The sequence below is a fragment of the Streptomyces sp. NBC_00988 genome (assembly GCF_045162645.1).
GTDB lineage: Bacteria > Actinomycetota > Actinomycetes > Streptomycetales > Streptomycetaceae > Streptomyces.
In genome coordinates this window covers 7,784,906-7,811,745 of the sequence record NZ_CP108730.1, presented here as the reverse complement: position 1 = coordinate 7,811,745, position 26,840 = coordinate 7,784,906, and the positions used below count along the sequence as shown (strand labels likewise).

Below are 26,840 nucleotides of genomic sequence, written 5' to 3'. Positions count from 1 at the left end.
AGCCTGAACACAACCTGAAAGCGGCGGCCAACGCGCTGGTCAGGGGCGCGTGTCGGGTGGTACACGCGGCGCGACAGCGACGGCCGCCGCGCCGCGTGGACGGTGTTCCTGACGGAACTCACCGACGCCGCCGCGGACCCTATCCAGGCGCGACGGCGCGGCCGGTCTGCGGCGAGATCATCCCGGCGCACAGATTGCGGGCGGCCAGCCCCTGCGCGATCCGCGGGATCGCCGCGACCGTGTTGGCGGGCCAGTCGTGCATGAGGATGATCTGGCCGTTGGTGAGCCGGGCGGCCGCCTGGACGATCGCGTCGGTGCTCGCGCCGTTCCAGTCCTGGGAGTCGACGTCCCAAATGATCTCTTTCAGACCGTACTTGGCCTCTACGGCCTTCACCGTCGCGTTGGTCTCGCCGTACGGCGGGCGGAAGAGCCTGGGGGTACCGCCGCCCGCGGCCGCGACGGCCTGCTGGGTCCGGGAGATCTCCGAGTCGACCGTCGCCTGGGTCTGCTGCGTCAGGTGCGGGTGGGTGTAGCTGTGGTTGCCGACCCACATACCGGCGGCGACCTCCGCCCTGACCTGTGCCGGGTACGCGGCCGCGTACTGGCCCTCGTTGAACGTCGTGGCCCGGAGACCGTTCTGCTTCAGGGCGTTGAGCAGGGCGGGCGTGTTGCCGGACGGGCCGTCGTCGAAGGTGAGCCCGACGTACCCGCCGCAGGTGGCGGCCTGAGCAGGGGTGTTCAAGCCGACGGCGAGGGTGCCCGCGGCGGCCAGGGCGACGACGGCCGGCCCGGCGACCAGGGGTCGTAGGGAACGTAACGAGAAGTGCGGTGCGGATTTCATGTGAAGTGGTCCTCCAGCCTTGGGAGTTGGTGGGGGGCGGTCAGCTCGCCGTGCAGGAGACCGTGGGCCAGGTCCAGTTGCCGTTGGGCTGGATGGTGGCGCCCCAACTGTTGCCGGTGCCGTTGGGTTTGGCGGTCAGCACCTGTGAACTGGGGTACGTGGCCGCGGTGTTCCAGGTGGAGAGGACCTTCGCGGGCGACGGGACGTTCATCGTCACGGTCCAATTGCTGGAACCGGTCACCGAGACGTTGAGGTTGTACCGGTCGCTCCACTGCTGGCCGGCCGACAGAGTCGCGGTACATCCACTGGTGCCGCCGCCCGAACTTGTCCCGCCCAGCGTGATGTTGGAGTTCCCGCTGCTCTGGTAGCCCTCGGTCGCGAGGATCATGTAGTAGCTGAAGCTGCCGAGCGGCATCCCGGCGCGGGCCCAGGCGTCGAAGTGGTTGCCGGTGGTGATGGTGCCGCCGGTGCGCTTCGTCTGCCGGACGCTCCAGTACTGGTCGAAGGTCTTCGTGCCCTCCACCGAAGGGGCGTTGTAGCGCGTGGTCTTGTAGATGTCGTACGTGCCGCCGTCACTGGTGACGGTGCCCATGTACGTGCCCGTGGGCCGGTAGGTGCCCCAGTTGTCGACGATGTAGTACTCGACGAGCGGGTTCGACGTCCAGCCGTACAGCGACAGATAGCCGTTGCCTGACGGGTTGAAGGTCCCCGAGTAGGTCACGCTCCGGCGGCCGCCGGTGCTCCAGCCCTTGCCTGCGACGAAGTTGCCGGTGTTGCTCCACGTGGTGCTGTAGTTGCCGCCGGAGCCGAGGTTCATGGACACGGACCCCTGCGAGTCGGTCCAGAACGAGTAGTAGTAGCCGTTGTTGGTGCCGGTCTGGTTCGTGGTGACGACCGTGTCGGCACTGGCGGTGCCGGGCAGGGTCATCGCCGCCAGGAGTGCCAGCAGCAGGGTGCAGACACCGCTGACCAACAGCCTGAAGCGGTTCGTCGTGCGTGCGGGTGTGTTGTCCATGGCGCGTCAGTGTTGGCCTGCCCCTGTCAACTGTCAATAGTTTCGGTATCGAATACGAAAGATTCGACACGTCCCGACGCGTGAGGCTTTGCCGAATTCCCCAGCTCATAAGCCAAATTGAACGATTCACGCCGGGAGGTCATCCACGGATCATCGACAATCAAGATCCGGCCGTCGAATGTTTTCGACCGAATGTTTCGAAGAATTCCCCGATCATACGAACCGCTATCCCACCGTCACCGATGTCACCGAGTCCACACGGCAGTTGGTCGCCCGATTCCCGAAGCCTGCCGACCGCGCCGGATCGGGAGATCCCGCGCGGGGCGCCCGATCCCGATGCTGTCCGTGGGACACGGGCAGCAGCACGCCCTCGTGGTCGCCGACCCGCACCCCGCCGAGCCGGTGGGCGGCGCGACCGCACTCGCACTCGCACTCGCACTCGCACTCGCGGAGCAACCGGAGTGGGCCCCGATCGTCGCGCGCTAACTCCCTTAGCGCGAGGCGCTGTTCGAGACGATCGACGCCCTGCGACCGTTCCTCCCTGCGCTCCCTCCACAGCACCGATGTGGGCGGCAGCTGGGTCCAGTTGCCCCGAGACCTCCCCGAACTGGCCGCACCCTTCCGCGCATCCGCCGCGGAACTCGGCATCCCCCTCCAACACGGCACGTACGACGCCCTGTACTGGGAGAACCCCAGCCCCGCGGTCCACGTCCTGCCCCCGCCGGACAACTCCGCACGCCTGGCGGCCGGTTCGGAGAACATCGGCGCGTCCACCGCGATCGTCGAAGTCCCCATATGGGCAAGCGACTTGGCCGAGGACCTGGCCCCGCACCCGGACGCCGGACACGCCCTCCGCGACCTGGCCGACCTGGTCCTCGACGGCGGCCGCCAGGTGACCGCCGTACTCGAAAAGGCGCGCGCCTTCCTGCCCCCGCCCCGACACGACCCAGGTGCGCTGGGTACCGGTTCACCACCAGGTGGAACACCAGGCACGTACGGTTCCGGCCGGGGCCGAGAGCGCGCCGAGGTCCGTCCGCCGAAGCGCCTGATCCGGCTCCTCAGCGCCCGGCGAGCAGCGCCTCCACCCCGAACTCGTACCGCTCCTCGAACGACCCGGGTGCGAGATGCCCGGCCACGCGATGCAGTGCGGGGTGTGTCGCCGGGGAGATCGCGCGCGCCAGGATGTCGCCCAACGGCCGGTGATCCACGGCCTGTTCCTCCTGGGTGAGCCCGAGTGCGAAGTAGACGACGGCCCATGAGGTCCACGCGGCCTCGCGGTCACCCAGGCCGCAGGCGAGCAGCGCCTCGACCAGAGCCTCCGCGTAGGACAGGGTCTTGGGCTCGGCGGCGTAGGTGCCGACCACGAGTGCCGCGCCGTCGCGATGGGACAGCAGGGCGCGGCGGAACCGGCGGGCCAGTTCGCGGGCGCGTTCGGCAGGGACTTCCGGCAGGCCGGTGAGCGGGATCTCGCCAAGTACGGCGTCCGCCATCAGCTCCAGCATCCGGGCCTTGGTCTTCACATGCCACTGCACGGTGTTGATCCGCACGCCGAGCCGGTCGGCGACCGCGCGCGTGGACACCGCGTCCAGGCCCTTCTCGTCCAGGAGGTCGAGCCCTGCGCGGATCACCGTGGCCGGATCCAGTCGGTCGCTCTGTTGCTTGTTGGTCACTGACCTAGTTTACTTCACCCGAAGACTCTAGGTCAGCGACCAAGAAATGGGTGATCTCATGGGTGCACAGCAGGCGGAAGCACAGCAGGCAGGGACACAGCGGGTGGAAACAGCGCAGGTCGTCATCTCCGGAGGCGGCCCCGTCGGCCTCTGGCTGGCCGCCGAACTCCGACTGAACGGCATCTCCGTCACCGTCCTGGAACTCCGCACCGAGATCGACAACCGCTCCAAGGCGCTCACCGTGCACCCGCGCGGCGTCGAGGTGCTGGCCTCCCGCGGTATCCACCAGCGCTTCCTCGACGAGAGCCTGAAGATCTCCACCGGGCACTTCGCCAACCTGTCCAACCGGCTCGACTTCTCCGTCATGGACACCCCGTTCCCGTACACCCTCTTCATCCCCCAGGCCCGCACCGAGGCGCTCTTCGAGGAGTACGCCCGCGGGCTCGGCGCGACGATCCGGCGCGGGCATCGCGTCACCGGCTTCACCGAGCACGCGGACTCGGTGACCGTCCGGGTCGAGGGGCCGGAGGGGCCGTACGAGATCGAGGCGGAGTACGTCGCGGGCTGCGACGGCACGCGGAGCACCGTGCGCGAGGCGGCCGGCATCGAGTTCCCCGGCACGGACTCGCGCTACCTCGGCTGGCTCGGTGACGTCCTCTTCGACAACCCGCCCGCGCCCGGCTTCAACCGCTTCACCGAGCGCGGCGGCCTGATGATCGTGCCGCTGCCCGACAACCGGTGGCGCATCGCGGGCACCAGCCCCGACAGCGAGACCAGCGCATGGCCCGGCGACCTCACGATGGACGAACTGCGGCAGAAGGTCGTCGACATCGCCGGCGACGACTTCGGCATGCGCGACCCGTCCTGGCTCTCCCGCTACGGCAACGCCACCCGCCTCGCCTCCCACTACCGGCGTGGCCGCGTCGTCCTCGCGGGCGACGCCGCCCACCAGCACTACCCGACCGGCGGTGTCGGCATGAACGTCGGTTTCCAGGACGCCTTCAACCTCGGCTGGAAGCTGGCCGCGACGATCGACGGCTGGGCCTCGGACGGCCTGCTGGACAGCTACCACACCGACCGCCACCCGGTCGGCGAGCAGCTGATGGAGCACAGCCGCGCGCAGACCTACCTGTTCCACGCCTTCACCCCCGAGGGCCTCGCCCTGCGCGACCTGCTGAGCCGCATGGTCCCCGAATCACGGGAGTTCAGCGACGTGCTGGCCGGCCGCCTGACCGCCCTCGACGTCGCCTACCCGGACCCGGACCCCACGGCCCACCCGGTGACCGGCACCCGCGCCCCCGACCTCCCCCTCCCCCGTACTGACAGCACCCTGTTCGGCGCGCTGCGGGCGGACTCGTACGTCCTGCTCGACCTGACGGCGGAGGGCGCGCTGGCCGACCGCGCCCAGGAGCGGATCACCGTGCACGCCGGCGCACCGGACCGGACACGGCCCGCGTGGGCGGACGTACGCGCAGCCCTGATCCGCCCCGACGGACACGTCACCTGGGCGTGGACGGAGGCGGACGACACGAAGCTGGCGGCGCGGGTGGACGCGGTCGTCACCACGACCCTCGGCCTCTAGACCTCATAGACCTCTGGACCTCTGGACCTCTTAGAAGGGACCGGCCTCATGGATCTCGGACTGAAGAACAGGGTGTACGTCGTCACCGGCGGCACCCGCGGACTGGGCTACTCCGTCGCCCGCGAACTGGTCGCCGACGGCGCCAAGGTGATCGTCACCGGCCGCGACGAGAAGCGCGCGGCGGAGGCGGCAGCCGAGCTGGGCCCGAACGCGGCCGGAGTCGCCGTGGACAATTCCGACCCGCGGGCACCGCACCAACTGATCGCCACAGCAAGGGAGTTGTACGGCACCTTCGACGGCATCCTCATCAGCGTCGGCGGGCCGCCCGCGGGCGACGTGGCGGCCACCACCGACGAACAGTGGCAGGCGGCCTTCGAGTCGGTGTTCCTGGGCGCGGTACGACTGGCCCGAGCGGCCGCGGCGGAACTGGGGCCTGGCGGAGTCATCGGCTTCGTCCTCTCCGGCACAACCCACGAACCGGCCCCGGGCATGGCCATCTCCAACGGCCTGCGCCCCGGCCTGGCCGGCTTCGCGAAGTCCCTGGCCGACGAATTGGGCCCCCGCGGAATCCGCGTCGTCGGCGTCCTCCCGGGCCGCATTGCCACGGACCGCATGCGCGAACTGGACGGTCTGGCCCCCGACCCGGACGCCAGGCGGGCCGGCAACGAGTCGGCGATTCCGCTGCGGCGGTACGGGGCGCCGGAGGAGTTCGGCCGCGTGGGCGCCTTCGTGCTGTCGCCGGCGGCTTCGTATGTCACCGGGGTGATGGTGTCGGTGGACGGCGGGGCACGGCGGGGCTTCTGACAGCTGTCGGGGAGCGGACATGGGGCGCGGGGGCGCTTGCTCGGCTCCCCGCGCCCTTTTGCGTCCCCGTGCGCGGGAGTGAGACACCCGGACCGGCCGAAAACCGTCAAACAGTTCTCGCCGAAAAGCAGCCAACGGGCCACGGAATAGGCACAATTGGGATTGTCAGCAGTTCTGCTCACATAAGGGGGAATGAGCGGTGACGCGTGTTGTAGGTATCGACCTCGGGACCACGTACTGCGCGGTGGCGGTGGCCGACCGTTCGGGAAGGCCGTCCATCGTCCGCAACCGGGAGGGCGAGAACATCACCCCGTCCGTGGTGATGTTCCAGGGCGACACCGTCGTCGTCGGCTCCCAGGCGAAGCGGTCCGCGGCCACGGCTCCCGACCACGTGGTGCAGTTCGTCAAGCGCTACATGGGGGAGACCAACCCGGTCTACCACTCGGAGTCCGGTACGGCGTACCGGCCCGAGGAGATCTCCGCCCTGCTGCTCAAACGCCTCAAGGAGGACGCCGAGATGATGCTCGGCGAGCCCGTCGAGCAGGCGGTCATCACCGTACCCGCGTACTTCGACGACGCCCGGCGCAAGGCGACGCAGGACGCCGGGCGGCTCGCCGGCCTCGACGTGCTGCGCATCGTCAACGAGCCCACCGCGGCCGCGCTCGCCTACGGCCTCGACCAGTCCACCGGGGACGGCCGGGACGACGGCGAGGAGATCGGCACCGTGCTCGTCTACGACCTGGGCGGCGGCACCTTCGACATCACCGTCATGCGGGTCGAGGACGGCGACTACACGGTGATCGCCACCGACGGGGACCGCAACCTCGGCGGCTTCGACTGGGACGGCGCGCTGATGAACCACCTCAACGGCGCGTTCATGGCCGCGGGCGGTCCGGACCTCACCGAGGACAGCGCGCTGCAGGCCGAGTTGCGCGACAAGGCGGAGATCGCCAAGCGGACCCTCTCGAACGCCCCGCAGTCCGTCGTGATCCTCTCCGCGGGTGGCCGTCACGAGCAGATCCGGGTGACCCGCGAGAAGTTCGAGGAGATCACCGCCGAGCTGCTCGACCGCACCCGCATCATCACCGAGGGCGTGCTGGCGGACGCCGGGCTCGGCTGGGCCGACATCGACCGGTTGCTGCTGGTCGGCGGCTCCACCCGGATGCCCATGGTGCAGGAGCTGATCCAGCGGCTGGCCGGCAGAGAGCCCGAGCGCGGCATCGCCCAGGACGAGGTGGTCGCGCTCGGCGCCGCGCTGATCGGGCTGGACGCCGCAGTACGTGCCGAGGACGCGCAGGAGAAGCGCAAGTACGTCGGCAGCGGGGCGACGGTCGACTCCGCCCCCGGCGACGGCCTGGCCCGCCTCACCAAGGGGAAGGTGAAGTCCATCAGGGACGTCACCTCGCAGTCGCTCGGCATGATCGCGGTCCGCGACGACAACCTCGACCTTGAGTACAACGCGGTGATCATCCCGCACAACACGCCCGTACCGGCCAAGAAGAGCGACACCTTCCACACCGTCTCCGAGCAGCAGAGCCGGCTCAAGGTCCAGGTGACGGAGGGGGACGACGAGGATCTGGAGTACGTGAAGACGGTCGGGGACGGCACCATCGACATCCCGCGGTACCCGAAGGGCGCGCCGTTCGAGGTGTCGTACTCCTACGACGTCGACGGCGTCATCCACGTAGAGGTGAAGGACGTCACGACGGGCAAGTGGCTCGGCGAGTTCGAGCTCGAACGCCCGGACAACCTGAACGCCGCCGAGCTGGCCGAGCTCGGTGACCGCGTCGCCCGCATCCCGACCCTCTAGGTCCCGACCCTCCATCGGGAGCCGGCAGCGATGACGACCGACGACATCCCTGACTACTACGCGGAGTTCGGCATCGAACGGTCCGCGACCGAGGACCAGGTGCGCAAGCTGCTCGACCAGGCTTCCCGCACCTGGTCGGGCCGGGCGAGCCGGGCCCCCAACGACACCAGGCGGCGGGAGGCCGAGGACACGGTCAAGCTGATCTCCCGGGCGCGGGAGGAACTGCTCGACCCCGCCCGGCGCCAGGACTACAACCGAAGACTGGATCTGGCACGGCAGCGCCCGCGCACACCGGAACCGACACCCGGGCCGCAGACGCAGCCGCAACTGCAGCCCACCCTGGGCGGCCGGGACTGGGTGGGGCACGCCCGCAGTCTGATCAGCCAGGGCAACAGCGAGGGCGCGCTGTACGAGCTGCGGCAGGCCGTGCACCACGACGACGGGAACGGCGACGCCTGGCGCCTGCTCGGTGCCGTCCACGCCGACCAGGGTCTGTGGAACGACGCGCTGCAGGAGTTCCAGCGGGCCCTCGCGCTGTACCCCCACGACGCGCTCACCCACACCCTGATCGCCCGGGTGCACGAGGCGCGCGGCGACACCACCACCGCCGCCAACTGGCATCTGGAGGCGGCCCGGCTCGCGCCCGACGACACGGACGTGCGGGTCACCGCCGCCAACAGCCTTTACCAGGCGAAGCGTTACGACGAGGCGCTGAGCAACTACGAGCAGGCCCTGGCGAAGCGGTCCGGCAGCCCGGCCGTCCGCGACCAGATCGGCCGCATCTGGTCGCTGCGCGCCGAGGGCGCCATGGTCTGGCACCCGGTCAGGCAGCGGTACGTCATCGCCTCGGAGGGCAGCGTCCCGATGGTCACGCACTGCGTGGACCAGGCGCTGGCCGTCGGCGTCTCGGACCCCGGGCTCGTCAACCGCCTGAACGGCTACCGGGCGGAGGCGGGCACGGCACTCGAAAAGACCTGGCGCTGGCACAAGAGCATGGCCGTGATCATGGCCATGTGTCTGCTCGGCCTGGCATTCCAGTCGACCGTGATGACAGTGCTGTCCATCGCCGGACTCTTCCTGCTGCCCGCCGTGATGGGACTCAAACCGCGCTGGCAGCACGCCTACAACGACCTGCCCCCGCACCAAAGGCCGCAGATCAGGAGCTTCTCATGACCACTCCACCGCACGTGCCCCAGCCGGAGGACCCGCCCGTCCCCCAGCTCATGGAGCCGGCCGAGCCGCCGCCCGGCCCGGCGGCGCAGCCCGACCCGTTCGCCGTCGTGGCCGACGCGGTCGACGGCATGCGCGACGAACTGGCCGCCCTCGGCGACCAGTTCCGCCGCCGGCTGCTCAACGACCGGGAGGTCCGCCGGAGTCTCGACGGGCTGCTGACCGAGCTCGACCACGCGCACCAGGCCGCCGAGGGCCGCGTCGTACAGCCGCTCCTCTACGACCTCGTCCTCCTCGTCGACCGGATCGAACGGCATGCCGCGCAGGACGATGCCTTCGTCGGCTCCGTAGCGGCGGAGCTGTTGGCCGTGCTGGAGAAGTACGGCATGACCCGCATCCCGGTCGCCCGCAGCCCGTTCGATCCCGAGACGCAGGAAGCCGTCGGGGCGCTCACCGCGCTCTCCCCGGAACAGAGCGGGGAGGTCGCCGAAGTGGTGCGGCACGGCTACCGGATGGACGCGCGCATCGTGCGGCCGCAACAGGTGCGGGTCTATACCGAGCGGTGAGCGTCGGCTGGACGAGCACGGTCCACGCTCTTGCTCACGGTCCTCGACACCGCTGAACGGCGACGCCCCGTGACCGCTGTCGAGGCAGCGGTCACGGGGCCACTTGGCACCGGCCGGACCGGGGAACGCGGCGCTGTTCCGGTTCTCCGGCCGCGGCATCGAGTAGCGGGCCGCCGAGCGAGCGCACCCCGACATCGGAGGCACCGGCCGCAGTCAGCCCCTCGGCCGTCGTCTCCGTGCTCTGCGTCGTCATCGGGGGCCTCACGAAGGGCGCGCCGGCCAGTCCGGAGGACACCGGCTGCTCGCCGGCCTTCGAGTGCATGGACTGGCATCCGATCTACTGGTTGGAAGCCGGACTGATCGGCTTCGTGTGCTGCGTGCTGTTGCTGGTTCCTACGGTCGTGGCCGAAATCGTCAACCGGAGCGGAACCCGGACCTCCGTCGACTCGCCGCGCTGAAAGCCCCGGCACCGCCGCCCACCGAGCACCCGCGGCGGTGCCGGGGCTTTCGCCTTCCCTCGTCGCCAAGCCGAAAATACTGTTATCCCTTCTCATTTTCTCATTCAAACGAAGGAAGGGCGTGATGTCCGGGTTAACCACCTCCCCCCAGGGCAGAAAGCCGTTGCTTCCGTCAAAGAATAAAAAGGAAGGGCGAGGAGGTGGAAAGAGTGGAGGGGATTTTCGTGCCATGAGGGCATGCGTGAACCCAATCGCCGGGAACATTTCTTTCGTTCGATCATTGGTGATGCGCATGCACTTATGCCGCGATTCCTACTGGACTGAAGTCCTTCAGCATCGCGAGCGCCTCCTGCGTCTGGTGCGGCGTCGGCTGCCCAATCTGCACGACGCCGAGGACTGCGTCCAGGAGGCCATGCTGCGGGCGGCGACCCACCGCGACCTGGACCGCGACCGGCTCGGGGCGTTCCTGACCACGGTCGCCATGCGGCTGTGCATCGACAGCTACCGGGAACGGGAGCGCTGGCAGCGGCTGCTGCTGCGCATCACCGACGGGGAGCCGGAGATGCTGGAGGAAGCCGTCTGCGACCAGGAATTCGGTCGCTGGCTGCTCCGGCAGGCCGGCCAGCTCCGCGGCCGCGAGCGGCAGGTGATGCTCGCGCGGGCCGACGGTATCTCCATCGCCGAGTTCGCCCGCATCAACCAGATCTCCGTAAAGGCCGCCGAGGGTGCTTTCACACGTGGCAGAGCAAGGCTCCGGCACATGTGCACCCAGTCTCTGGGCGAATCCTGCGGATGACCGAAAAACGGTTGGGCATTCTGGTGAATTCCATGATGCCCCTAGGGAAGGACACTCGAAAAGTGGCTGACAAACCGAGCACGCAGGACACCATCAAGAACTTACTCGGCGACATCGCCGACAGTTCCAACAAGGCGTTCAACGATTTCCTCGACCCGCCGAACAAGTCCAGGAAGTCCGACTTCCCGGACTGGTTCGGCTCCGGCAATCCGATGGCGGCCATGGCCGGGACGCCGCTCGGGGCGCTCCAGGCGATGGCGGCGTTCGGCGGCATGAACCCCGTGGCCGCACTCGCCAGCGCCAACCCGCTCGCCCTCCTGGCGGGCGCCTCCTCCGACCGGGGCTCCGGTGCGGTGAACCCCCTGGCCGCACTCGCGAACGCCAACCCGCTCGCCGCACTGGCCGGCGCGAATCCGGCGGCGGCCCTCGCCGGGCTGGCCGGCTCGTCCGGCTCCTCCAACAATCCGCTCGCGGCCCTCGGTCAGCTCGCCGGTGCGGCGGCGGGACTGCCCGGTGCCGTGGGCGGTCTCGGCGGCCTGGCCGAATCCCTGGCGACCCTGCCCCAGCAGATCGCCCGGCTGACCGACCTGCTCTCCACGCTGGTCAGTTCCCTGGACGCGATCAGTGATGTCGCGGCGAGTGCCGGAGTCCGTCCGCCGGCCAAGAAGGGCTGACCGACGCCGTCCTGTCACAAGGCCGTTGACCCGCGGTCCGTGCCCGGTGCGCCGGGCCGGCTGCCGCAGAACCCTTAGGAGGGAACCCGCGTCGTGAGGACCTTGATCGGCGACCGGCTCCGGCTGGTCGTGAAGGTGCTGGGCAGTCTGATCGCCGACGAGGTCGGTCATACGGCGCGGGAACGCGGCAGATCCAAGGGCAACGGCCGGTCCCCGGCGGAGGAGGAGGAATCCGCCGCCGGGGACGCCCAACGACGTGCACGGGCCGTGCGGAAGGCCCTGGAGAGCCTGGGCCCGTTCTATGTGAAGCTCGGCCAGATCCTCTCCACCCGGCCGGACATGGTGCCGCCCTCGATGATCGCCGAGTTCCAGAACCTGCACGACCAGGTCGACGTGCAGCCGTTCTCCCTGTTCGAGCCGGTCCTGGAGAAGGATCTCGGCCCCGACTGGAAACTCAGGTTCGACGACATCGACACCAGCAAGCCCCTCGGGGCGGCGTCGCTGGCCCAGGTCTACAAGGTGACCCTGCCCGGGGGCCGGCCGGCCGTGGTGAAGATCCAGCGGCCGGAGATCCGCGAGGCGGTACGGGCCGACATGGCACTGCTGCGCCGGGCGTCCCGCATCGTGGCGCGGGCGGCACCGCGGTTCAACGAGGTCATCGACGTCGAGGCGATGCTGGGCTCGATCTTCGACGCCATGGAACCCGAACTGGACTTCACCGGCGAGGCCCGCAACATGGAGGAGGGCCGGGAGGCGGCCCGCGCCTTCAGCACCCTGGCCGTCCCCGAGGTCCTCCTGGCCACACCCCGGGTGCTGGTGCAGTCGATGGCTCCCGGCATGTCCGTACGGCATCTGGACCCCAGGTCGTTCAGCGACCGCGAACGCACCGACATCGGCAAGGACCTGCTGCGGTTCATGTACCGCGGCTACTTCGTGCAGCGGACGTTCCATGCGGACCCGCACGCGGGCAACGTCTTCGCCCTGCCCGGGGGCCCCGCGACCCTGATCGACTGGGGCATGGTGGGGCGCCTGGACAAGCGGACCAGCCTCCAACTGCTGCCCCTGCTCATGGCGTTGGCGCAGAACGACGGACACGGACTGGCCCGCGCCTGGGCCGACATGGGGAAACTCACCGCCTGGGCGAACCTGCCGGCGTTCGCCGCCGACATGGCGGCGCTGGTCCCCAAGATCTCCAGTGCCTCGCTGGGCGAGCTCAACTTCGGCGTCTCGCTCACCACGGTGCTGGAGAAGGCCACCAAGCGGGGCATCGGCTCCGCGCCCTCGATCTCGCTGCTGGGGAAGTCCTTCGCCAACCTCGAAGGCTCGGTGCGCTGCCTGGCGCCCGAGCTGTCGCTGGCGGAGATCTTCAAGGGCGAGGTCCGCGGCATCGTGATGTCCCTGCTGGGCGAGTTCATCTCGCTGGAGCAGCTGGGCCGTACGGCGATGGACCTGATGGTCACGGCCACCACCAGCCCCGAGCAGCTGCGCGGGCTGCTGGCCGACGCGTCCAACCGGCGGTTCGCGCTCCAGGTCCACCACCCGAGGACACCGGCCGCCCTGGGAGGCGAACGCGGCTCCTCCTACGCGGGGTTGATCGCCCTGGGCGCCATGGCACTGCTGCTGGACCACCGCCGCAGGTCCCGCTGACGCGTCCGGCTCCCGCCGCACACCCCGCCGCGACCGCCCGACAGGAACCCGTCTCGGACGTCCTCCGGGCTCCCGCCTCGCCCGCCCGCCGGACTCCCGCCTCAGGCATCCTCCTGGCTCCCGTCTCGACCACCCGCCAGAAACCCGCCTCAGGCATCCTCCAGGCCCCTGCCTCAGCCGCCCGCCGGAAACCCGCCCCCCAAGCTCCCCCCTCAGCCGCCCTCCAGCGCTGTCCGGAGCGCGGCCAGTGTCGCCCGCATCGTCGCCCGGTTGCGCTCGCGGCGCCGGACCACACCGGTGACCAACGGGCTGACGGCGGTGAGCAGCCGTCCGGCGACCGCCGACCGCAGGTCGAGCCACTCCTCCGTGACCTCGCATCCCCCGGGTACCTCCCTGAAGCGGTACGTCCACTGGGACAGGGCGATGCCCAGGATGCTGACCCTGAAGGAGAAGCAGCTGCCCGGCCGGGCGGCGACCACGGTGCACAAGGTGGCCCAGGGCAGCCACGCGGCGCGGTTGAGTCCCACGAAGCGGGTGCCCACGCGCACGGTCCCGGGGCCGCCCAGCACGCGGGCGCCGCAGACCTCCGGACTCCACTGCCCCATGCGCGTGACGTCGCTGACGGCGGCGTACGCCGTGTCCGGCGGCACCCGGACCGTGACGCGCTCGCTGAGCGGGACCGGGCCCCGCACGCGCGGATGGCCGCTCACGCGCGGATGGTGATGCCGTGCTCACGGTCGTCCGTGAGGATCTCCATCAGGGCACGGCTGTCGGTCTTGAGCGCGGTGCGCCTGCCGGTGACCCGGTTGGCGATCTCCACCGTGCAGGAGCCGATCTTCGTGTTGAGGCAGTGTTTGATCCCGCCGGGCGGGTTGTAGTAGTTGAGGCCCACGAACCGTTCCTTGGGGGCGGTCATCCGGCCGCGGATGTCGACGGTGCCGTCCGATGTGGCGAAGTCCCAGTAGAAGTAGCCGAAGTCCGCCTTGGCGGTGAGCGCCTGACGCAGTGACACAAGCGAGTACTCGCGGTCGTCGTGGCGCAGGACGAGGAAGGTGACCTGCGGGATGTGGACCGGGCCGAGCTTGGCGCGGGCCGTGACGACCTCCAGGAAGCTGTCGGGCTCCCCGTCGAAGCCGGCGACCTGCCCGAAGGCGTAGTGGTCGGTGTGCCGGCTGCCCCAGTTGTGGTTCTGGCTGCCCGTCCAGCCGTCGATGTCGATCTCCTCGCCGTTGACGTCGAGGCTCCCGCTGTACCGGGCGAGCGGCGTGCCGACCAGGCTCTTGGCCTTGGGGAACCCGCCCGTGTACATCCGCGGCGGCAGCAGGAACAGCGGCGGCTGGTCCCCGGTGTACGTCAGGTCCCAGCCGATCCGGCCGTCCGGTCCCCGCGCCTCGCCCTTGAGGTGGCCCGGTTCCAGCACGCGGTCGCCGACCCGGGCCCCGAACGAGTCGGTGCTGAAGTGGCAGTCGGCGATGGGGTGTTCCTCCTTGGCCACCACATGCCGACCGGTCACCCCGTCGAACCAGATCGCCCAGAGTTCGCCGATGGCCGCCTCGGGCATGTCCGCGGGGTTGAACACGGTGTAGCGGATCCAGAACGCGCGGGGTTCCGTGGGGTGGTTGCCCCGCTGGTAGAAGCTCTCGTAGTGACCGGCCCGCTGGCCCGGCCGGTAGCGGGTCCGGTTGATGTGCTCGGGGTCGAGGAGCGAGGCGTCGGCGTTCATGAGGTCCGTTCTCCGGCGACATGGGCGGGTCGGGCGGCCGAGGGCGTCCGCTGATGCATCGTCATCAGCATTCCGTACCGGGGCCGCAGCGTGATGGTGGCGTGGTTCACCACCCGGTGTGAGGGAACATGGCGGAACTCCCAGCGGCGCACCAGGGCGCACAGCAGCAGATGCGCCTCCATGAGCGCGAAGTGCTTCCCGATGCAGAGGTGCGGCCCCGCGCCGAACGGCAGATAGGCGAAGCGATGCCGCCCCTTGCCGGTCTCCGGCAGGAACCGGTCCGGGTCGAAGCGCTCGGGGTCCGGCCAGTGCCGCGAGTGCCGGTGGATGTCGTACAGGTTCACCAGGACGCGTGACCCGGCCGGCACCCGGTAGCCGCCCAGTTCGGTGTCCCGCTGCACCAGCCGGGGCAGGATCGGCGCCGACGGATAGAGCCGCAGGGCCTCCTCGAAGACCCGCAGGGTGTAGGGCATCGCGGCCAGGTCGTCCGGGGTGGGCAGTTCTTCATTCCCCAGGACGCCGTCCACCTCCCGCTGGACCCGCTCCAGCACCTCGCGGTGCCGGGAGAGCAGGTAGAAGGCCCAGGTGAGGGTGATCGCGGTGGTCTCGTGCCCGGCGGCGAAGGTGGTGATCACCTCGTCCCGCAGCTCCCGGTCGGTCATCCCCTGTCCGGTGTCGGCGTCGCGGGCGGCCAGCAGCATGTCCAGCAGATCGCCACCGCCGGTGGGGGCGTCGGGCCGTCGGCGTTCCGCGATGATCCGGTAGATGAGGTCGTCGAGTCCCCGCATGACCTCGTGGAAACGCCGGTTGCGCGGGGTCGGCCAGGACGTCGGCGGGCTCAGCGGGTTCTGTAGCCGGTCGAAGGCGTAGTTGATGGCGACGTCCACCGCGTCCGGTCCCAGCCCCGCCAGGGTCCGGCTCACATCGGTGCTGAACATGCAGCGGCTGACGATGTCCAGGGTGACCCGCATCATCTCCGTGTGCAGGTCCACCACCGCGCCCGTCCGGTAGCGGTCCGCCATGTGCGCGATCTGCTCGGCCGCCGAGACCCCCATCGTCGCGAACATGCCCGCGAGGGCCTGCTTGGTGTAGATCGGCTGCATCATCCGCCGGTTGCGCAGCCAGCTCTTGTGGTCGTCGCTGGTCAGCAGGCCCTCGCCGAGGACGAGCCTCAGCGGATTGTCCGGCCCGAGTTTGCCGAACCGTTCGCTGTCGGTCAGCACCTCGGCGGCCAGCTCCGGACTGGACACACCGTGCACCGCCACCGGCCCGAGCCGGTACTGGACGAGGTCGCCGTGGGCGGTGCGCCCCCGGTGCATGGCCTGGAGGATGTCCCGCCGGAAGTCCAGCACACTGCCGAGCAACGGCAGCCCGGCCGCCCGGGGGGCACCTGCCGCCACACCATCGCGTACGTCGGTCATCGCCATCGTCATCGCCCTCACTTCCGCGCCAACGCGCAGACCCAGCCCAGCGAACGGCGCGGCTCCGACACGAACCGGGCGTCCTGGAACCCGGCCTTGGTGAGCCGTTCCACCAGGTCGTCCCCGGAGAGGATGTGCAGCCCCGCCCGCTGCGAACGTTCCGTGAAACGCCGCCCGAAGAACCGCTGCGTCAGTGACGGGTCGTCGGCTGCCTCCCGGCTCATCTCCAGCGTGACGGCCACCTGCCCGCCCGGTTTGAGCACCCGGTACGCCTCGGCGAGACCGCCCAGGGGATCCGGCCAGAAGTAGAAGGTCTCGATCGCGCAGACCTGGTCGAACGACGAGTCCTCGTAAGGCAGTTGGGAGCAGTCCCCGTGCCGGACCTCGACCCGGCCGCGCGCGATGGCCGGCAGATTGCGCCGTACGGCCTGCTCGACCATCTCCATCGAGTAGTCCACCCCGGCGACGAACCCCTGAGCGGCCCGCCGCGACAGCAGCTTCACCGCCATACCCCCGCCGCACCCGACGTCCAGCACCCGCTGACGGCCGCGCACGTCCATGTGCTCGATCGTCCACGCGGTGAGGCTCCGGTGCTGCACCGCCATCAGGTTTCCGAAGAACCGCCCGGCCCGCCCGGTCGGCCTGCGGAAGTTCTCCTCCATGAGCTCCAACGGCCTTGCCAGCAGTGTCCCGATCATTGACATTCCTTTCCCGGTGAGCCCGGCGTCCGTGTGGTGATGCGGCAGTCGAAGGGAAGTCGGACGGATGGTCCACGACACGGATGGTCTACGGCGGCTCCTCACCCCCGAGGTCCGAGCGCGGGCCCCGCCGCGCGGCGGGCGGTGCGGTCCATCGCGGCGAGGTGGACCGCAGGAGCGGCCGGCGGTCCGTGTGGTGGTGCGGCAGTCCCGGGAGAAGTCGGACGGATGATCCACGGCGGCCCCTCATCCCCGAGGTCCGAGCGCGGACCCCGCCGCGCGGCGGGCGGTGCGATCCATCGCGGCCAGGCGGGCCCGCAGGAGCGGCCGGGCCGGTCCCGACACCGGCAGGCGGGGCGCCCGGGAGCGGTGCCAGGGCAGCAGCTCGCACGTGTCCCCATCACCGAGCAGGGCCGCGGCGAGATAGGAGCCGTGCGCCACCGACATCGCCAGACCGTGCCCGTTGCAGCCACCCGCGTACCAGACAGCGGGCCGCCCCCGGACCGGCCCCACCACGGGGAGGCCGTCCGCCGTCACCCCGATCCCGCCCGCCCAGCGGTGCGTGACCTCCACCCCGGCCAACGCCGGGTGCAGCGCCCGCAGCCACTGCTCCAGCCGGTGGAACGCGAAGACCCGCAGCACGGCCCTGCGGCGGGGCCCGATCCCGTCCGGACACAGGGCGGTACCGCCCCCGACCACCAACCGTCCATCCCCGGTGAGACGGAAGTACGGGGCCAGCGGCACCGCGTCGATCACCGCCAGCCCACCGTGCCCGAGGAGCGCCCGCGCCTCGTGGCCCAGCGGCTCGGTCGCCACCGCGTGCACCTCAAGCCCGAGCACCGTGCCCACCGGCAGCCCAAGCCCGGCCACCCCGGCGTTCACCGCCAGCACCGACTTCGGCGCCCGCACGGTGCCGTGTGGGAAGACCAGTTCGGGCCGGTGTCCGTCCCCGCCACGCACCTCCCGCAGCGGGCTGCCGCCGTAGAGCCGTACTCCTTTGGCCACGCAGGCCCGGGCCAGCGCCGTCGTCAGCGCGGCCGGGTCGAGGGTGGCGGTGTGCCGGTGGAGCAGACCCGCGTGGTACGGCACGTCGACCCGGCGCCGGATGTCGGCAGCGCAGAGGACGGGCACCTCCAGGTCCAGGGCGCGGTAGGCGGCGGCCTGCCGGGCCAGGGACGCCAGCCCGGTGCGGGAGCGCGCGGCGACGATCTGCTCCCCGTCCGCGCAGGGCACACCGAGCCGGTCGCACAGCTCCACGACATGTCGTACGGCCTCGACGCTGGCCCGGTGCATCCGGCGGGCGACGGCGGGCCCGTGCCGACGCACCGCCCGGTCGACCGGCGGGCCCACCCGCGGACCCAGCAGCCCGGTGCCCCGCCCACTGGCACCGGCCGCCGGCCGCCGCGCGTCCACCACCACGATGTCCAGGGAGGGTTGGCGTTCCGCCAGGTGATAGGCGGTGGACAGCCCTACGAGTCCCGCGCCCACCACCGCGACATCGGCACCGATCCGGCCGCACACGGTGGACGGCGCGTCCGTGCCGTCCGGGTCCCCGGATTCCCAGCAGGGCGTGCCCGGCGCGAACAGGGTCACCGGGGCACCCCTTCCCCGGCCCCGGACAGCGACCCGAACCTCCGGTCGTGCCAGAGCAGCGGCCGACCCGACGCCACCTGGACTACGGCCACCCGTCCCACCACCGCGCTGTGGTCGCCGTAGCGGCGGATGTCCTCGACCAGGCAGACCGACCAGGCGAGCGCGTCGCCGAAGACGGGCGCTCCCAGGACGGGACGGAGCGGGATCTCACGGAACCGCTCGCTCGCCGAGACGGCCGGGTCCGCGAAGCGGGTGGCCCGCGAACGCTGGTTGTCCCGGAGCAGGTTCACCGCGAAGACGCCCTGGCCACCGATCGCCGACAGGGTGTGGGAACCGTTGCGCAGACAGGCGAGGAGAAGGGGCGGGCGGGCCGAGAGGGAGGTGAAGGAGGAGACGGTCATCCCGGTGGGCCGCCCGTCCCCGCCCTGGGTGGTGATCACGGTGACACCGGAGGCGAGTTTCGCGTAGAGACGCAGGCAGTGTTCGGTGTCGGGGCCGGGTTCGTGCCGCAGCTGTTCGCCCGGGTCCGGCGGGCGGGCCAGGGCAAGGTTCAGGGCGAGGTCAGCCATGCGCGGCGTCCGCGAGACCGGCCGGTGACACCGTGCCGAGCAGACCCTGGAGGATCTTCTCGATGTTGGTGCGTAACGTCGACTCGGCCACCGGGTCGAGGATCTCGGCCAGGGTGGGGATCCCCAGGTCGAACGAGGCCCGGAAGGTGACGGTGGTGCCGTCCGGGTGCGCCGCGCAGGCCCAACTGCCTTCAAAGGTCTCGAAGTCGCCGCTGAGCTGCTCGAACGCGATGGAGAGGGTGGCCGGCGAGAAGGTGTCGCGTTCCGTCCAGCGCATCAGCCCGTTGCGGAAGGAGACGGTCCACGCGGAGACCACGGAACCGTCGGGCCGCGGCGGCTGCACCTCCACCGCGCGGACCGTCGTGGTGAGTTCGGGGTACCGGCTGAAGTCGCTGATCCTCCGGTAGGCGTGCTCGGGGTCGATGCCCTGAGCCGTCATCCGGACTGTCACATGGCGCATGGTGTACGTCCTCACTGGCATGGGGTGCTGTCGTGCTGAACTGGCATGGAGGGGCTGTCGTGCTGATGTCGTGACGGTCAGCCGAGGCGGGTGTGCACGGCCCGCAAGGCTTCGGCCGGGGCGTCCAGGAAGTGCTGGGTCTCGTCGGCGTCGGCCATCGCCGGGCCGTCAGCCGGTGTCGTGACAGTCAGCCAAGGCGGGTGTGCACGGACCGCAGCGCTTCGGCCAGGGCGTCCAGGAAGAGCTGGACCTCGTCGGCGTCGGCGATCGCCGGGGGCGTCAGCCGGAGCACGCGCGTGGAGTTGAGCGAGTGGTTGACCAGGACGCCGCGGCTCACCAGCTCCAGCAGCGTCTCGCCGACGGCCTGTGCCCGGGTGAACTCGATCCCGATCAGCAGTCCCCTGCCGCGGACGTCGTGCACCAGGCGGTCCCGGTAGGGAGCGCAGATCTCCACGACTCCCGCGAGCAACTGCCGGCCGAGCGCGGCGGCCCGGCCCACGATGCCCTCGCAGTCGATCGTCTCGACCGCCGCCATCGCCGCGGCACAGGCGATCGGCGAGGCGCCGAAGGTGGAGGTGTGGAGATAGGGATCGCGGGAGAACGGACGGTAAGCGTCCTTGGTCGCCACCATCGCCGCCACCGGTACGACACCGCCGCTCAGCCCCTTCCCGACGAGTAGGACATCAGGCACGACACCCTCGGCGTCCATCCCCCACCAAGTACCGAGCCGGCCCAGACCGGTCTGCACCTCGTCCACGATCAGGAAGGCGCCGTACGCCCGGCACAGCCCGGCCGCCTCCGCCAGATACCCGGGCGGCGGGATACGCACCCCGCCCTCCCCCTGCACCGGTTCGAGGATCACGCAGGCGCGGTCGCGGCGCTCACGGAGTGCCGTGTCCAGCTCGGCCAAGTCCCCGTAGGCGACCTGCGCGGTGTCCGGCAACAACGGCTCGAAGGTCTTCTGGTAAAGGGAGTTGGCGGTGACACTCAACGCCCCCAGGGTCTTGCCGTGGTAGCCGGACACGGTGGTCACCAGGGCGTTGCGCCCATGGGCGCGTGCCAGCTTGAGTCCCGCCTCGGTGGCCTCGGCACCGGAGTTGACGAAGTGGACGTGGTCGAGACCCGCCGGGGTGTGCGCGGCCAGCGCGGCAGCGGCCCGCGCGGCGACGGGTTCCAGGAACACCCGGGTGGCCAGCGGATGCGCGTCCAACTGCCGGTGCACGGCCTCCAGCACAGCCGGGTGCCGATGCCCCAGAATGAAGACGCCGTAGCCCCCGAAGTCCAGATAGCGCCGCCCGTTGTCGGTGTGCACCCAGGCACCCTCGGAGTACACCTCGGCCATCCCCCCGAGCACCGTGCCCATGACCGCCCGGCCGGTGCCGAGGTGACGGCGGTAGAGCTCGGCGGTGTCGGGGGGTGGTGGTGTGGTGGGGGCGGTGATCTCTGCGGCGGCTGGAACGGCTACCGCTGCGGGAGCGGGAGCAGCCACCCCTGCGGCGGCAGGAGCGGCCACCCCTACGGCGGCGCGAGCGGCCATCTCTACGCCAGCCACTCCTGCCGGGGCGGGAGCGACCACCCCTGCGGGGGCGGGATCAGCCATCTCTACGGCAGCGGGAGCGGCCATCTCTACGGGCGCGTGAGCAGCAACCCCTGCGGGGCCCGGAGCGGCCACCTCTACGGCGACGGGACCAGCGACCCCTACGACGGTGTGAGCCGTCACCTCCACCGCGGTCATGACGCCAGCTCCGCCGGGGTCTGGGGCGTCCGCGACCGGCGCAGGCCCCCTCGGCCGGTGGCCCAGCACTCCACGTTGCGTGCCAGCGCCGACCGGATCTCGGCGCGCGTGGGGGCCGTACCGCAGTGCGGTGTCCCCAGGTCGGACGCGAAGGGCAGCTCGCGCTGGAAGACGAGCAGCAGCTCGGCGTAGTCCTGGAGCCGGCGCCGTACCAGCGCGGGGAAGGACGGCCCCTCCAGCAGCGGCAGCAGCAGCCGGTGCACCGCTTCCACGGGGATCAGCCGCGGCGGGTGCGGGTGTTCACCGTGCTGTCCGGCGAACTCCAGGCAGATGTCGACGACCTCCCGCTGCAGGATGGCCTCGCGCCCGGCGGTCAGCCAGTACTCGCCCTGTGCGACGCCGGATCTGACCAGGTCGCCCACCGCGCGGGCCACCACGTCCTGCGGCACCATGTCGATCCGTGTCCCGGGCGAGCCCGGAAGCACCGGGACCTGGCCCTTGACGATCCCTCCCAGCGCCCGGGTCAGGCCCTGCACCCGGGCGATCCGTCCGGTGGACGAGTCGCCCATGACCAGGGACGGACGCAGGACGACCCCGGGGACCTCGGCCGACCGTACGGCCTCCTCGGCCGCCGTCTTGGAGGCGAGGTACGCGGCCGCCCCGGGAAAGCGCTCCCGCTCCTCGGACGCGAGCGGGTTCGCCACGAAGGCGGTGCTCATGTAGAAGAAGGGGGCGTCGGCGCGGGCCGCGAGATCGAGCATCGACCGGGTGCCGTCCAGGTTGGTGCGCCAGATGTCGGCCGGGTCCAGCCGCCAGTTGGTGGCCGCGGCGGAGTGCACCACCACGTCCACCTCGGCGGCGAGGTCCAGCCGTTGGGCGGCGGAGAGCCCCAGACCTGGGGCACGCAGGTCGGCCGTCACCTCCCGTACCCGGGGGTCGTCGAGGGGTGCCCGGTGGCGCAGGCAGATCAGGTCGTAGTCGTCGCAGAGCTCGTCGATCAGGGCCTGGCCGAGTACTCCGGCGGCGCCGGTGAGCAGCAGGGTGGGGCGTTGACTTCGAGGGCGGGACCGAGGGGACGGACGAGACGGACCGGTGGGTTCTGGCGGCATGGTTCGGAAACTCCCATCGGGTGGGGGGTGTTGGGGTGGGGTGGGACGCGGTTCGTGGAGACGTGCGGAGTCCTGCCCGGGGTCGGGGTCAGGGTCGTGCCGGGGCCTGAGTCGGGGTCGGGGTCGGGGTCGGATCAGGCGACGGTGAGCGGGCCGTCGGCCAGGTGGGCCGCCAGCGGGCCGGTCATCCTGGACCGTGCGGGCGGGTGCAGGGAGAGCCCGTTGGCACAGGCCGCGAGGTGTCCGACCTCGTCCGAGCTCATGAAGTTGAGGCCGCCGAGCAGTTCCACCGCCCGGGGGACGATGCGGGCGAGGGCGTCCTGCACGCAGTACCGCACGTACAACGAGCCGGCGAGCGTCGACTCGTCCGGGCAGCCCTCGTCGAGCCGACGGGCGACGCCCTCCGCGGCGGCCATCGCGCCCTCGGCCTCCACCAGCAGCCGGACCCGCTCGGACTCGGGCACCCGCTCGTTGCGCAGCACCCGCTCCACCAGCGCGCTCGCGGCCCCGAGATAGCTCCCCGTCATCAGCAGCTCGAACCAGACCAGGCCCGCGGTCTGCAGTTCGTCCAGGCGCCCCTCCGTGGCCGAGGTCCGCAGCAGCAGCTCCGGCGGTACGAGCACATCCGTGAGGGTGACCTGGTCGCTCTCCGCTCCCGACAGGAAGGTGCTGGACCAGAAACCGCTGACGCTCACGCCCTCGCTCTCGGCGGGCACCAGCGCCACCGCCAGCTCGTCACGCGCCCCTCGCTCACCGGGTACCAGGACACTGGCGGTGAGCAGATCCATGGACCGGGCGAGGCTGCACGGGCGCTTCACCCCGCTGATCCGCACCCCGTCAGGTCCCACCGCGGCGGTCATCGACGGCGAGAGGATGCCGGCGCCCGGCCGCCCTTCGGCGAAGCCGGAGGCCACCAGGAGGTTGCCGGAGGCCACTCCCTCGACGAGCATCCACTCCAGGCCCTCGCCGTCGGTGACCAGGCCGACCAGGGTGGCCATGGAGAAGTGGTGCATCGTGGTGGCCACCGCCAGGGACGGCGACCTGCTGCCCAGCGCGCGCTGCACCCGCACGGCGTCGAGAGCGGTGGCGCCTTTACCTTTGCAGGAGACCGGCACCACAAGACCGGGCCCGCCACTGTCGCGGAAGAGCCCGATACCCGGGCTGCGCGGACTCTCCAACTCCATGAGCGACACCGCCCGCAGACTCTCGTCGAGCCCCGGCAGCATTTTCGTCAGTACGGCGCGTTCGCGCTCCAGAAACCTCATGTGCTCCCCTGCTCCGGGACGACCCGGTCGCGCTGAACCCCGTCCGGCGGACGGGAATGACGGGTGGCGGGAATGACGGGCCGACGGGACTGGCAGGACCGGCGAGAACGGCGAGAACGGTCGGACCAGCGGGACTGGCAGGACAGGTCGGACAGGCGAGGCTGGTCGGACAGGCGAGGCTGGTCGGTCGCCCGGGCCTGCCCTACAGCGCCCGGGTGGCGCGCAGCAGCTGCCACACCGCCGAAAGCCCGGGCCGCCCCTGGAAGGCGATGTACTCGGGCAGCACCACATGGGGCGCCCATTTCCGCTTGTACTCAAGCTGCGCGGCGGCCGGGTAGATCCGTTCACCGTGCTGGGCGAGCAACCGCACGCAGCGCGTGAAAGTACGGCTCGCACACGGCAGTTCGTGCTCGTCGGAGAGACCGGTGAAGGGCGTGAAGCCGAAGTGCAGCCAGCCCGCGCCGTCGGCCGACATCCGCTCCATCGCGGTCGCGTTGAGCGCCTCCATCACCCCGGGCGGAGCGTCCGGCGAACGCCGGCTGAGGTCGTGGAGCCAGCCCGGCCGGCTCCCGAAGACCGGCGAGTAACTGATGTACCCGACGGCCACCCCGCCGATCCGCCCCACGAACAACCGCCGGTGCCGCTGAGCCAGCCCGGTCCGCTCCCCCACCAGGAACCGCAGCTCCTTGGCACCGCCCTTGCCCTGGAGCCAGGCCCGGTCGATCAGGTCCAGTTCGTTCTGCACCTCGTCGTCGGCCACGGTGGGAGCCTCGACCACCTCAAGACCGGCGCGCCGGGCCCTGGATATCTTGTTCCGCAGCCGCACGAAGGCCGACCCGCGCAGCGTGAACCGGCCCAGGTCGACCGCGTACGACGCCCCGAGCTGATTCACCGTGAACCCGTGCGCCCCGTACAACTCCGCGTCCGCCCGCTGCAGTTGTACGGCCACCAGCCGCCGCGGCTGCGCCTGCGCCGCGAAGGCGTCCAGCAGACCCGCCCGCTGCTCCTCCGCCGCGAAGGGCCCCGCGAACTGCAGCAGATGCCGCCCCGACCGCCGATAGACACAGGTGCCGTCGAACCGCGGATCCCGGAAGTACTCATTGCCCTGATTGAGGGCAAGAAAAGAACTCGGATTGTCACTGTGCCGGACCAGGGTCTCAAAGACGGACGGCATCCGCACCCCTCCGGGACTCACCGGAATTAATTCCGGCCGAATTGGAGTATGCCCGCTCGAATTCGATGTACGCCGGATGCGAATGAGGTTCAAAAAGCACCCCGAACGGCTTGAGCGAATTCCCGAACAGGGCACGATCCCCCAGCAGATGCAGAGGAAGAGCGAGCAACGCCCACTCCGGCTCCACCAGCACCGCCCACAGCCCGGCGACGACACCCGCGGTCACGAGGCTGTGCATGGTGTTGTACGCCACGAAGTACCAGCGCGAGATACACCCACCCCGACTCCTCCGAAAGGCCAGAGCACCGGGGACATAACCGACGACATCGATGACGCCAAAGAGGGCGATAAACACCCCCCACCGAATCTCCGAAAAATGCCACACGACAAGCACGGCACACACAACCAGGCCGCCCAGCCATTCCATGCGTAGCAGCAGGAAGGTGACTCTCGTCTCGAATCTGTTTTTTGCGTCCATGTACCCTCCGCCCTTCACCCTTGTTTACGGGGGAAGCGAAGGAAACCCTCACAGGAAAACAAATACAGAATTAATAACTTTTACTATAAAACCACGAGCGTGCCAGCACCCGCGGACGCAACCGCCACCCTGGGCCGCAAGAACGTAAAACCGAACGGCCGGCAGGCCACCGCGGACTCACCACACTGAAGGCCGAGCACATCCTGACCGCCGTCGACAACGCGTAGGCGCACAGCCTCGGCGGTGCCCCGTTCCCACCAAGGGCCCGACTCCGATGAGCCGGGCCCCAGCTGACCTGCATGTTTGCCGGAACACCAACGTGGTGCACGTTCAGCTGCTCACACGTTGAAGCGGAACTCCACGACATCCCCGTCCTGCATCACATAGTCCTTGCCCTCCATACGCGCCTTCCCCTTGGCGCGGGCCTCCGCCACCGACCCCGTCTCCACCAGGTCGGCGAAGGAGATGACCTCCGCCTTGATGAAGCCCTTCTGGAAGTCGGTGTGGATGACGCCGGCGGCCTCGGGGGCGGTGGCGCCCTTCTTGATGGTCCAGGCTCGGGATTCCTTGGGGCCTGCCGTGAGGTAGGTCTGGAGGCCGAGGGTGTCGAAGCCGACGCGGGCCAGGGTCGTCATGCCGGGCTCCTCGACGCCGACCGACTCCAGGAGCTCCATCGCTTCCTCATCGTCGAGCTCGGCGAGGTCCGCCTCCAGCTTGGCGTTGAGGAAGATCGCCTCGGCGGGGGCGACCAGGGCGCGCTGTTCGGTCTTGAAGTCCTCGTCCACCAGCTCGTCCTCGTCGACGTTGAAGACGTAGAGGAAGGGCTTGGTCGTCAGCAGGTGCAGGTCGTGGAGGAGTTCCTCGTTGCCGGAGCCCTGGACGATGCCCTGCGAGAAGAGGGTGTCGCCCTTCTCCAGGATCTCCTGTGCCGCCTCGACCGCCGCGACCTTCGGGCCGATGTCCTTCTTGATGCGCGACTCCCGCTGGAGGCGCGGGAGGACCTTCTCGATGGTCTGCAGGTCGGCGAGGATCAGCTCGGTGTTGATCGTCTCGATGTCGTCCTTCGGCGAGACCTTGCCGTCGACGTGGACGACGTTCTCGTCCTTGAAGGCGCGGATGACCTGGCAGATCGCGTCGGACTCACGGATGTTCGCGAGGAACTTGTTGCCCAGTCCCTCGCCCTCCGACGCGCCCTTCACGATGCCCGCGATGTCGACGAAGTCGACCGTCGCCGGGAGGATCTTCTGCGAGGAGAAGATCTCGGCCAGTTTCGTCAGGCGCGGGTCGGGGACACCGACCACGCCGACGTTCGGCTCGATCGTGGCGAACGGGTAGTTGGCCGCCAGCACGTCGTTCTTGGTCAGGGCGTTGAACAGGGTCGACTTGCCGACATTCGGCAGACCGACGATTCCGATCGTGAGCGACACGTTGCGACTTCCCGTACGTGAGTGGCGTGAGAGCAGTGGAGGGGACCGGCTGGGGCTGCGGAGACTGGGGCCCGGGGCCGATCCACCAGTCTACGGCGTGAGCCGCGCCCTCCCGGCTCCCCGTCGAACACGTGGCCAAGCTCTGCCCATCGGCG

The 26,840-nt window shown here is 70.2% G+C and carries 26 protein-coding genes; 10 read left to right on the top strand and 16 right to left on the bottom strand.

Annotated elements, in window-relative coordinates; all coding sequences use genetic code 11:
• Positions 1-139 precede the first annotated feature (139 nt).
• Together OG496_RS36095 and OG496_RS36090 are read right to left on the bottom strand one after the other, a co-directional pair.
• Positions 140-841: a polysaccharide deacetylase family protein gene (locus tag OG496_RS36095; protein ID WP_405973875.1), complete on the bottom strand. Its 702-nt coding sequence runs from the start codon at positions 839-841 to the stop codon at positions 140-142.
• A gap of 40 nt (positions 842-881) precedes the next feature.
• Positions 882-1,856 carry a glycoside hydrolase family 11 protein gene (locus OG496_RS36090; RefSeq protein ID WP_405973874.1) on the bottom strand — a complete coding sequence of 325 codons (975 nt, stop codon included), beginning with the start codon at positions 1,854-1,856 and terminating at the stop codon, positions 882-884.
• A gap of 336 nt (positions 1,857-2,192) precedes the next feature.
• On the opposite strand from OG496_RS36090, the gene OG496_RS36085 reads away from it, so the two are divergent.
• The gene (locus OG496_RS36085; RefSeq protein ID WP_405973873.1) at positions 2,193-2,342 is read left to right on the top strand and encodes a hypothetical protein; all 150 of its coding nucleotides are present in this window, start codon (positions 2,193-2,195) and stop codon (positions 2,340-2,342) included.
• Positions 2,343-2,914: 572 nt separating this feature from the next.
• On the opposite strand, the gene OG496_RS36080 is transcribed toward OG496_RS36085, so the two are convergent.
• Positions 2,915-3,526, bottom strand: coding sequence for a TetR/AcrR family transcriptional regulator C-terminal domain-containing protein (locus tag OG496_RS36080; RefSeq protein ID WP_405973872.1), 612 nt, complete (start codon positions 3,524-3,526; stop codon positions 2,915-2,917).
• A 58-nt stretch (positions 3,527-3,584) separates the two neighbouring features.
• Here OG496_RS36080 and OG496_RS36075 point away from each other — a divergent pair, with 58 nt between their 5' ends.
• From OG496_RS36075 to OG496_RS36035, 9 genes are all read left to right on the top strand, one after another.
• Positions 3,585-5,108, top strand: coding sequence for an FAD-dependent monooxygenase (locus OG496_RS36075; protein ID WP_405973871.1), 1,524 nt, complete (start codon positions 3,585-3,587; stop codon positions 5,106-5,108).
• 48 nt (positions 5,109-5,156) lie between these two features.
• On the top strand, positions 5,157-5,912 hold the full coding sequence (locus tag OG496_RS36070; protein WP_405973870.1) for an SDR family oxidoreductase: 756 nt from the start codon (positions 5,157-5,159) through the stop codon (positions 5,910-5,912).
• A 199-nt stretch (positions 5,913-6,111) separates the two neighbouring features.
• Positions 6,112-7,722 (top strand): Hsp70 family protein, encoded by a 1,611-nt coding sequence (locus tag OG496_RS36065; RefSeq protein ID WP_366489598.1) that lies wholly within the window; start codon positions 6,112-6,114, stop codon positions 7,720-7,722.
• Between the two features lie 30 nt (positions 7,723-7,752).
• Positions 7,753-8,895 (top strand): tetratricopeptide repeat protein, encoded by a 1,143-nt coding sequence (locus tag OG496_RS36060; protein WP_405973869.1) that lies wholly within the window; start codon positions 7,753-7,755, stop codon positions 8,893-8,895.
• Entirely contained in the window at positions 8,892-9,458 is a 567-nt protein-coding gene (locus OG496_RS36055) for a nucleotide exchange factor GrpE (protein WP_405973868.1), read from the top strand. Before OG496_RS36060 ends, OG496_RS36055 begins: the two co-directional genes overlap by 4 nt.
• A 236-nt stretch (positions 9,459-9,694) precedes the next feature.
• Entirely contained in the window at positions 9,695-9,916 is a 222-nt protein-coding gene (locus OG496_RS36050) for a hypothetical protein (RefSeq protein WP_405973867.1), read from the top strand.
• A 292-nt stretch (positions 9,917-10,208) separates the two neighbouring features.
• The gene (locus OG496_RS36045) at positions 10,209-10,712 is read left to right on the top strand and encodes an RNA polymerase sigma factor (protein ID WP_405976781.1); all 504 of its coding nucleotides are present in this window, start codon (positions 10,209-10,211) and stop codon (positions 10,710-10,712) included.
• Between the two features lie 62 nt (positions 10,713-10,774).
• Positions 10,775-11,386, top strand: coding sequence for a hypothetical protein (locus OG496_RS36040; RefSeq protein WP_405973866.1), 612 nt, complete (start codon positions 10,775-10,777; stop codon positions 11,384-11,386).
• A 93-nt stretch (positions 11,387-11,479) separates the two neighbouring features.
• Positions 11,480-13,033, top strand: a complete 1,554-nt coding sequence (locus OG496_RS36035; protein WP_405973865.1) for an ABC1 kinase family protein — start codon at positions 11,480-11,482, stop codon at positions 13,031-13,033.
• A gap of 212 nt (positions 13,034-13,245) precedes the next feature.
• On the opposite strand, the gene OG496_RS36030 is transcribed toward OG496_RS36035, so the two are convergent.
• From OG496_RS36030 to ychF, 13 genes are all read right to left on the bottom strand, one after another.
• The gene (locus OG496_RS36030; RefSeq protein WP_405973864.1) at positions 13,246-13,743 is read right to left on the bottom strand and encodes an SRPBCC family protein; all 498 of its coding nucleotides are present in this window, start codon (positions 13,741-13,743) and stop codon (positions 13,246-13,248) included.
• On the bottom strand, positions 13,740-14,756 hold the full coding sequence (locus OG496_RS36025) for a hypothetical protein (protein ID WP_405973863.1): 1,017 nt from the start codon (positions 14,754-14,756) through the stop codon (positions 13,740-13,742). The genes OG496_RS36030 and OG496_RS36025 overlap by 4 nt, the downstream gene beginning before the upstream one ends.
• Positions 14,753-16,189 carry a cytochrome P450 gene (locus OG496_RS36020; RefSeq protein ID WP_405973862.1) on the bottom strand — a complete coding sequence of 479 codons (1,437 nt, stop codon included), beginning with the start codon at positions 16,187-16,189 and terminating at the stop codon, positions 14,753-14,755. Before OG496_RS36020 ends, OG496_RS36025 begins: the two co-directional genes overlap by 4 nt.
• A 5-nt stretch (positions 16,190-16,194) precedes the next feature.
• Positions 16,195-16,875 carry a class I SAM-dependent methyltransferase gene (locus OG496_RS36015; RefSeq protein WP_405973861.1) on the bottom strand — a complete coding sequence of 227 codons (681 nt, stop codon included), beginning with the start codon at positions 16,873-16,875 and terminating at the stop codon, positions 16,195-16,197.
• A gap of 246 nt (positions 16,876-17,121) precedes the next feature.
• Complete coding sequence (locus OG496_RS36010) at positions 17,122-18,468, bottom strand: NAD(P)/FAD-dependent oxidoreductase (protein WP_405973860.1); 1,347 nt, start codon at positions 18,466-18,468, stop codon at positions 17,122-17,124.
• Positions 18,465-19,037 carry a flavin reductase family protein gene (locus tag OG496_RS36005; RefSeq protein WP_405973859.1) on the bottom strand — a complete coding sequence of 191 codons (573 nt, stop codon included), beginning with the start codon at positions 19,035-19,037 and terminating at the stop codon, positions 18,465-18,467. Before OG496_RS36005 ends, OG496_RS36010 begins: the two co-directional genes overlap by 4 nt.
• Positions 19,030-19,497 (bottom strand): SRPBCC family protein, encoded by a 468-nt coding sequence (locus OG496_RS36000; RefSeq protein ID WP_366489581.1) that lies wholly within the window; start codon positions 19,495-19,497, stop codon positions 19,030-19,032. Before OG496_RS36000 ends, OG496_RS36005 begins: the two co-directional genes overlap by 8 nt.
• Positions 19,498-19,684: 187 nt before the next feature.
• Positions 19,685-21,034, bottom strand: coding sequence for an aspartate aminotransferase family protein (locus OG496_RS35995; protein WP_405976780.1), 1,350 nt, complete (start codon positions 21,032-21,034; stop codon positions 19,685-19,687).
• A gap of 194 nt (positions 21,035-21,228) precedes the next feature.
• Complete coding sequence (locus OG496_RS35990) at positions 21,229-22,341, bottom strand: SDR family oxidoreductase (protein ID WP_405973858.1); 1,113 nt, start codon at positions 22,339-22,341, stop codon at positions 21,229-21,231.
• A 134-nt stretch (positions 22,342-22,475) separates the two neighbouring features.
• Complete coding sequence (locus tag OG496_RS35985; RefSeq protein ID WP_405973857.1) at positions 22,476-23,606, bottom strand: acyl-CoA dehydrogenase; 1,131 nt, start codon at positions 23,604-23,606, stop codon at positions 22,476-22,478.
• Positions 23,607-23,808: 202 nt separating this feature from the next.
• Positions 23,809-24,780, bottom strand: a complete 972-nt coding sequence (locus tag OG496_RS35980; protein WP_405973856.1) for a bifunctional lysylphosphatidylglycerol flippase/synthetase MprF — start codon at positions 24,778-24,780, stop codon at positions 23,809-23,811.
• On the bottom strand, positions 24,764-25,258 hold the full coding sequence (locus OG496_RS35975; RefSeq protein ID WP_405973855.1) for a hypothetical protein: 495 nt from the start codon (positions 25,256-25,258) through the stop codon (positions 24,764-24,766). The genes OG496_RS35980 and OG496_RS35975 overlap by 17 nt, the downstream gene beginning before the upstream one ends.
• 338 nt (positions 25,259-25,596) lie before the next feature.
• Positions 25,597-26,685, bottom strand: coding sequence for a redox-regulated ATPase YchF (gene ychF / locus OG496_RS35970; protein ID WP_033286607.1), 1,089 nt, complete (start codon positions 26,683-26,685; stop codon positions 25,597-25,599).
• Positions 26,686-26,840: the final 155 nt, after the last annotated feature.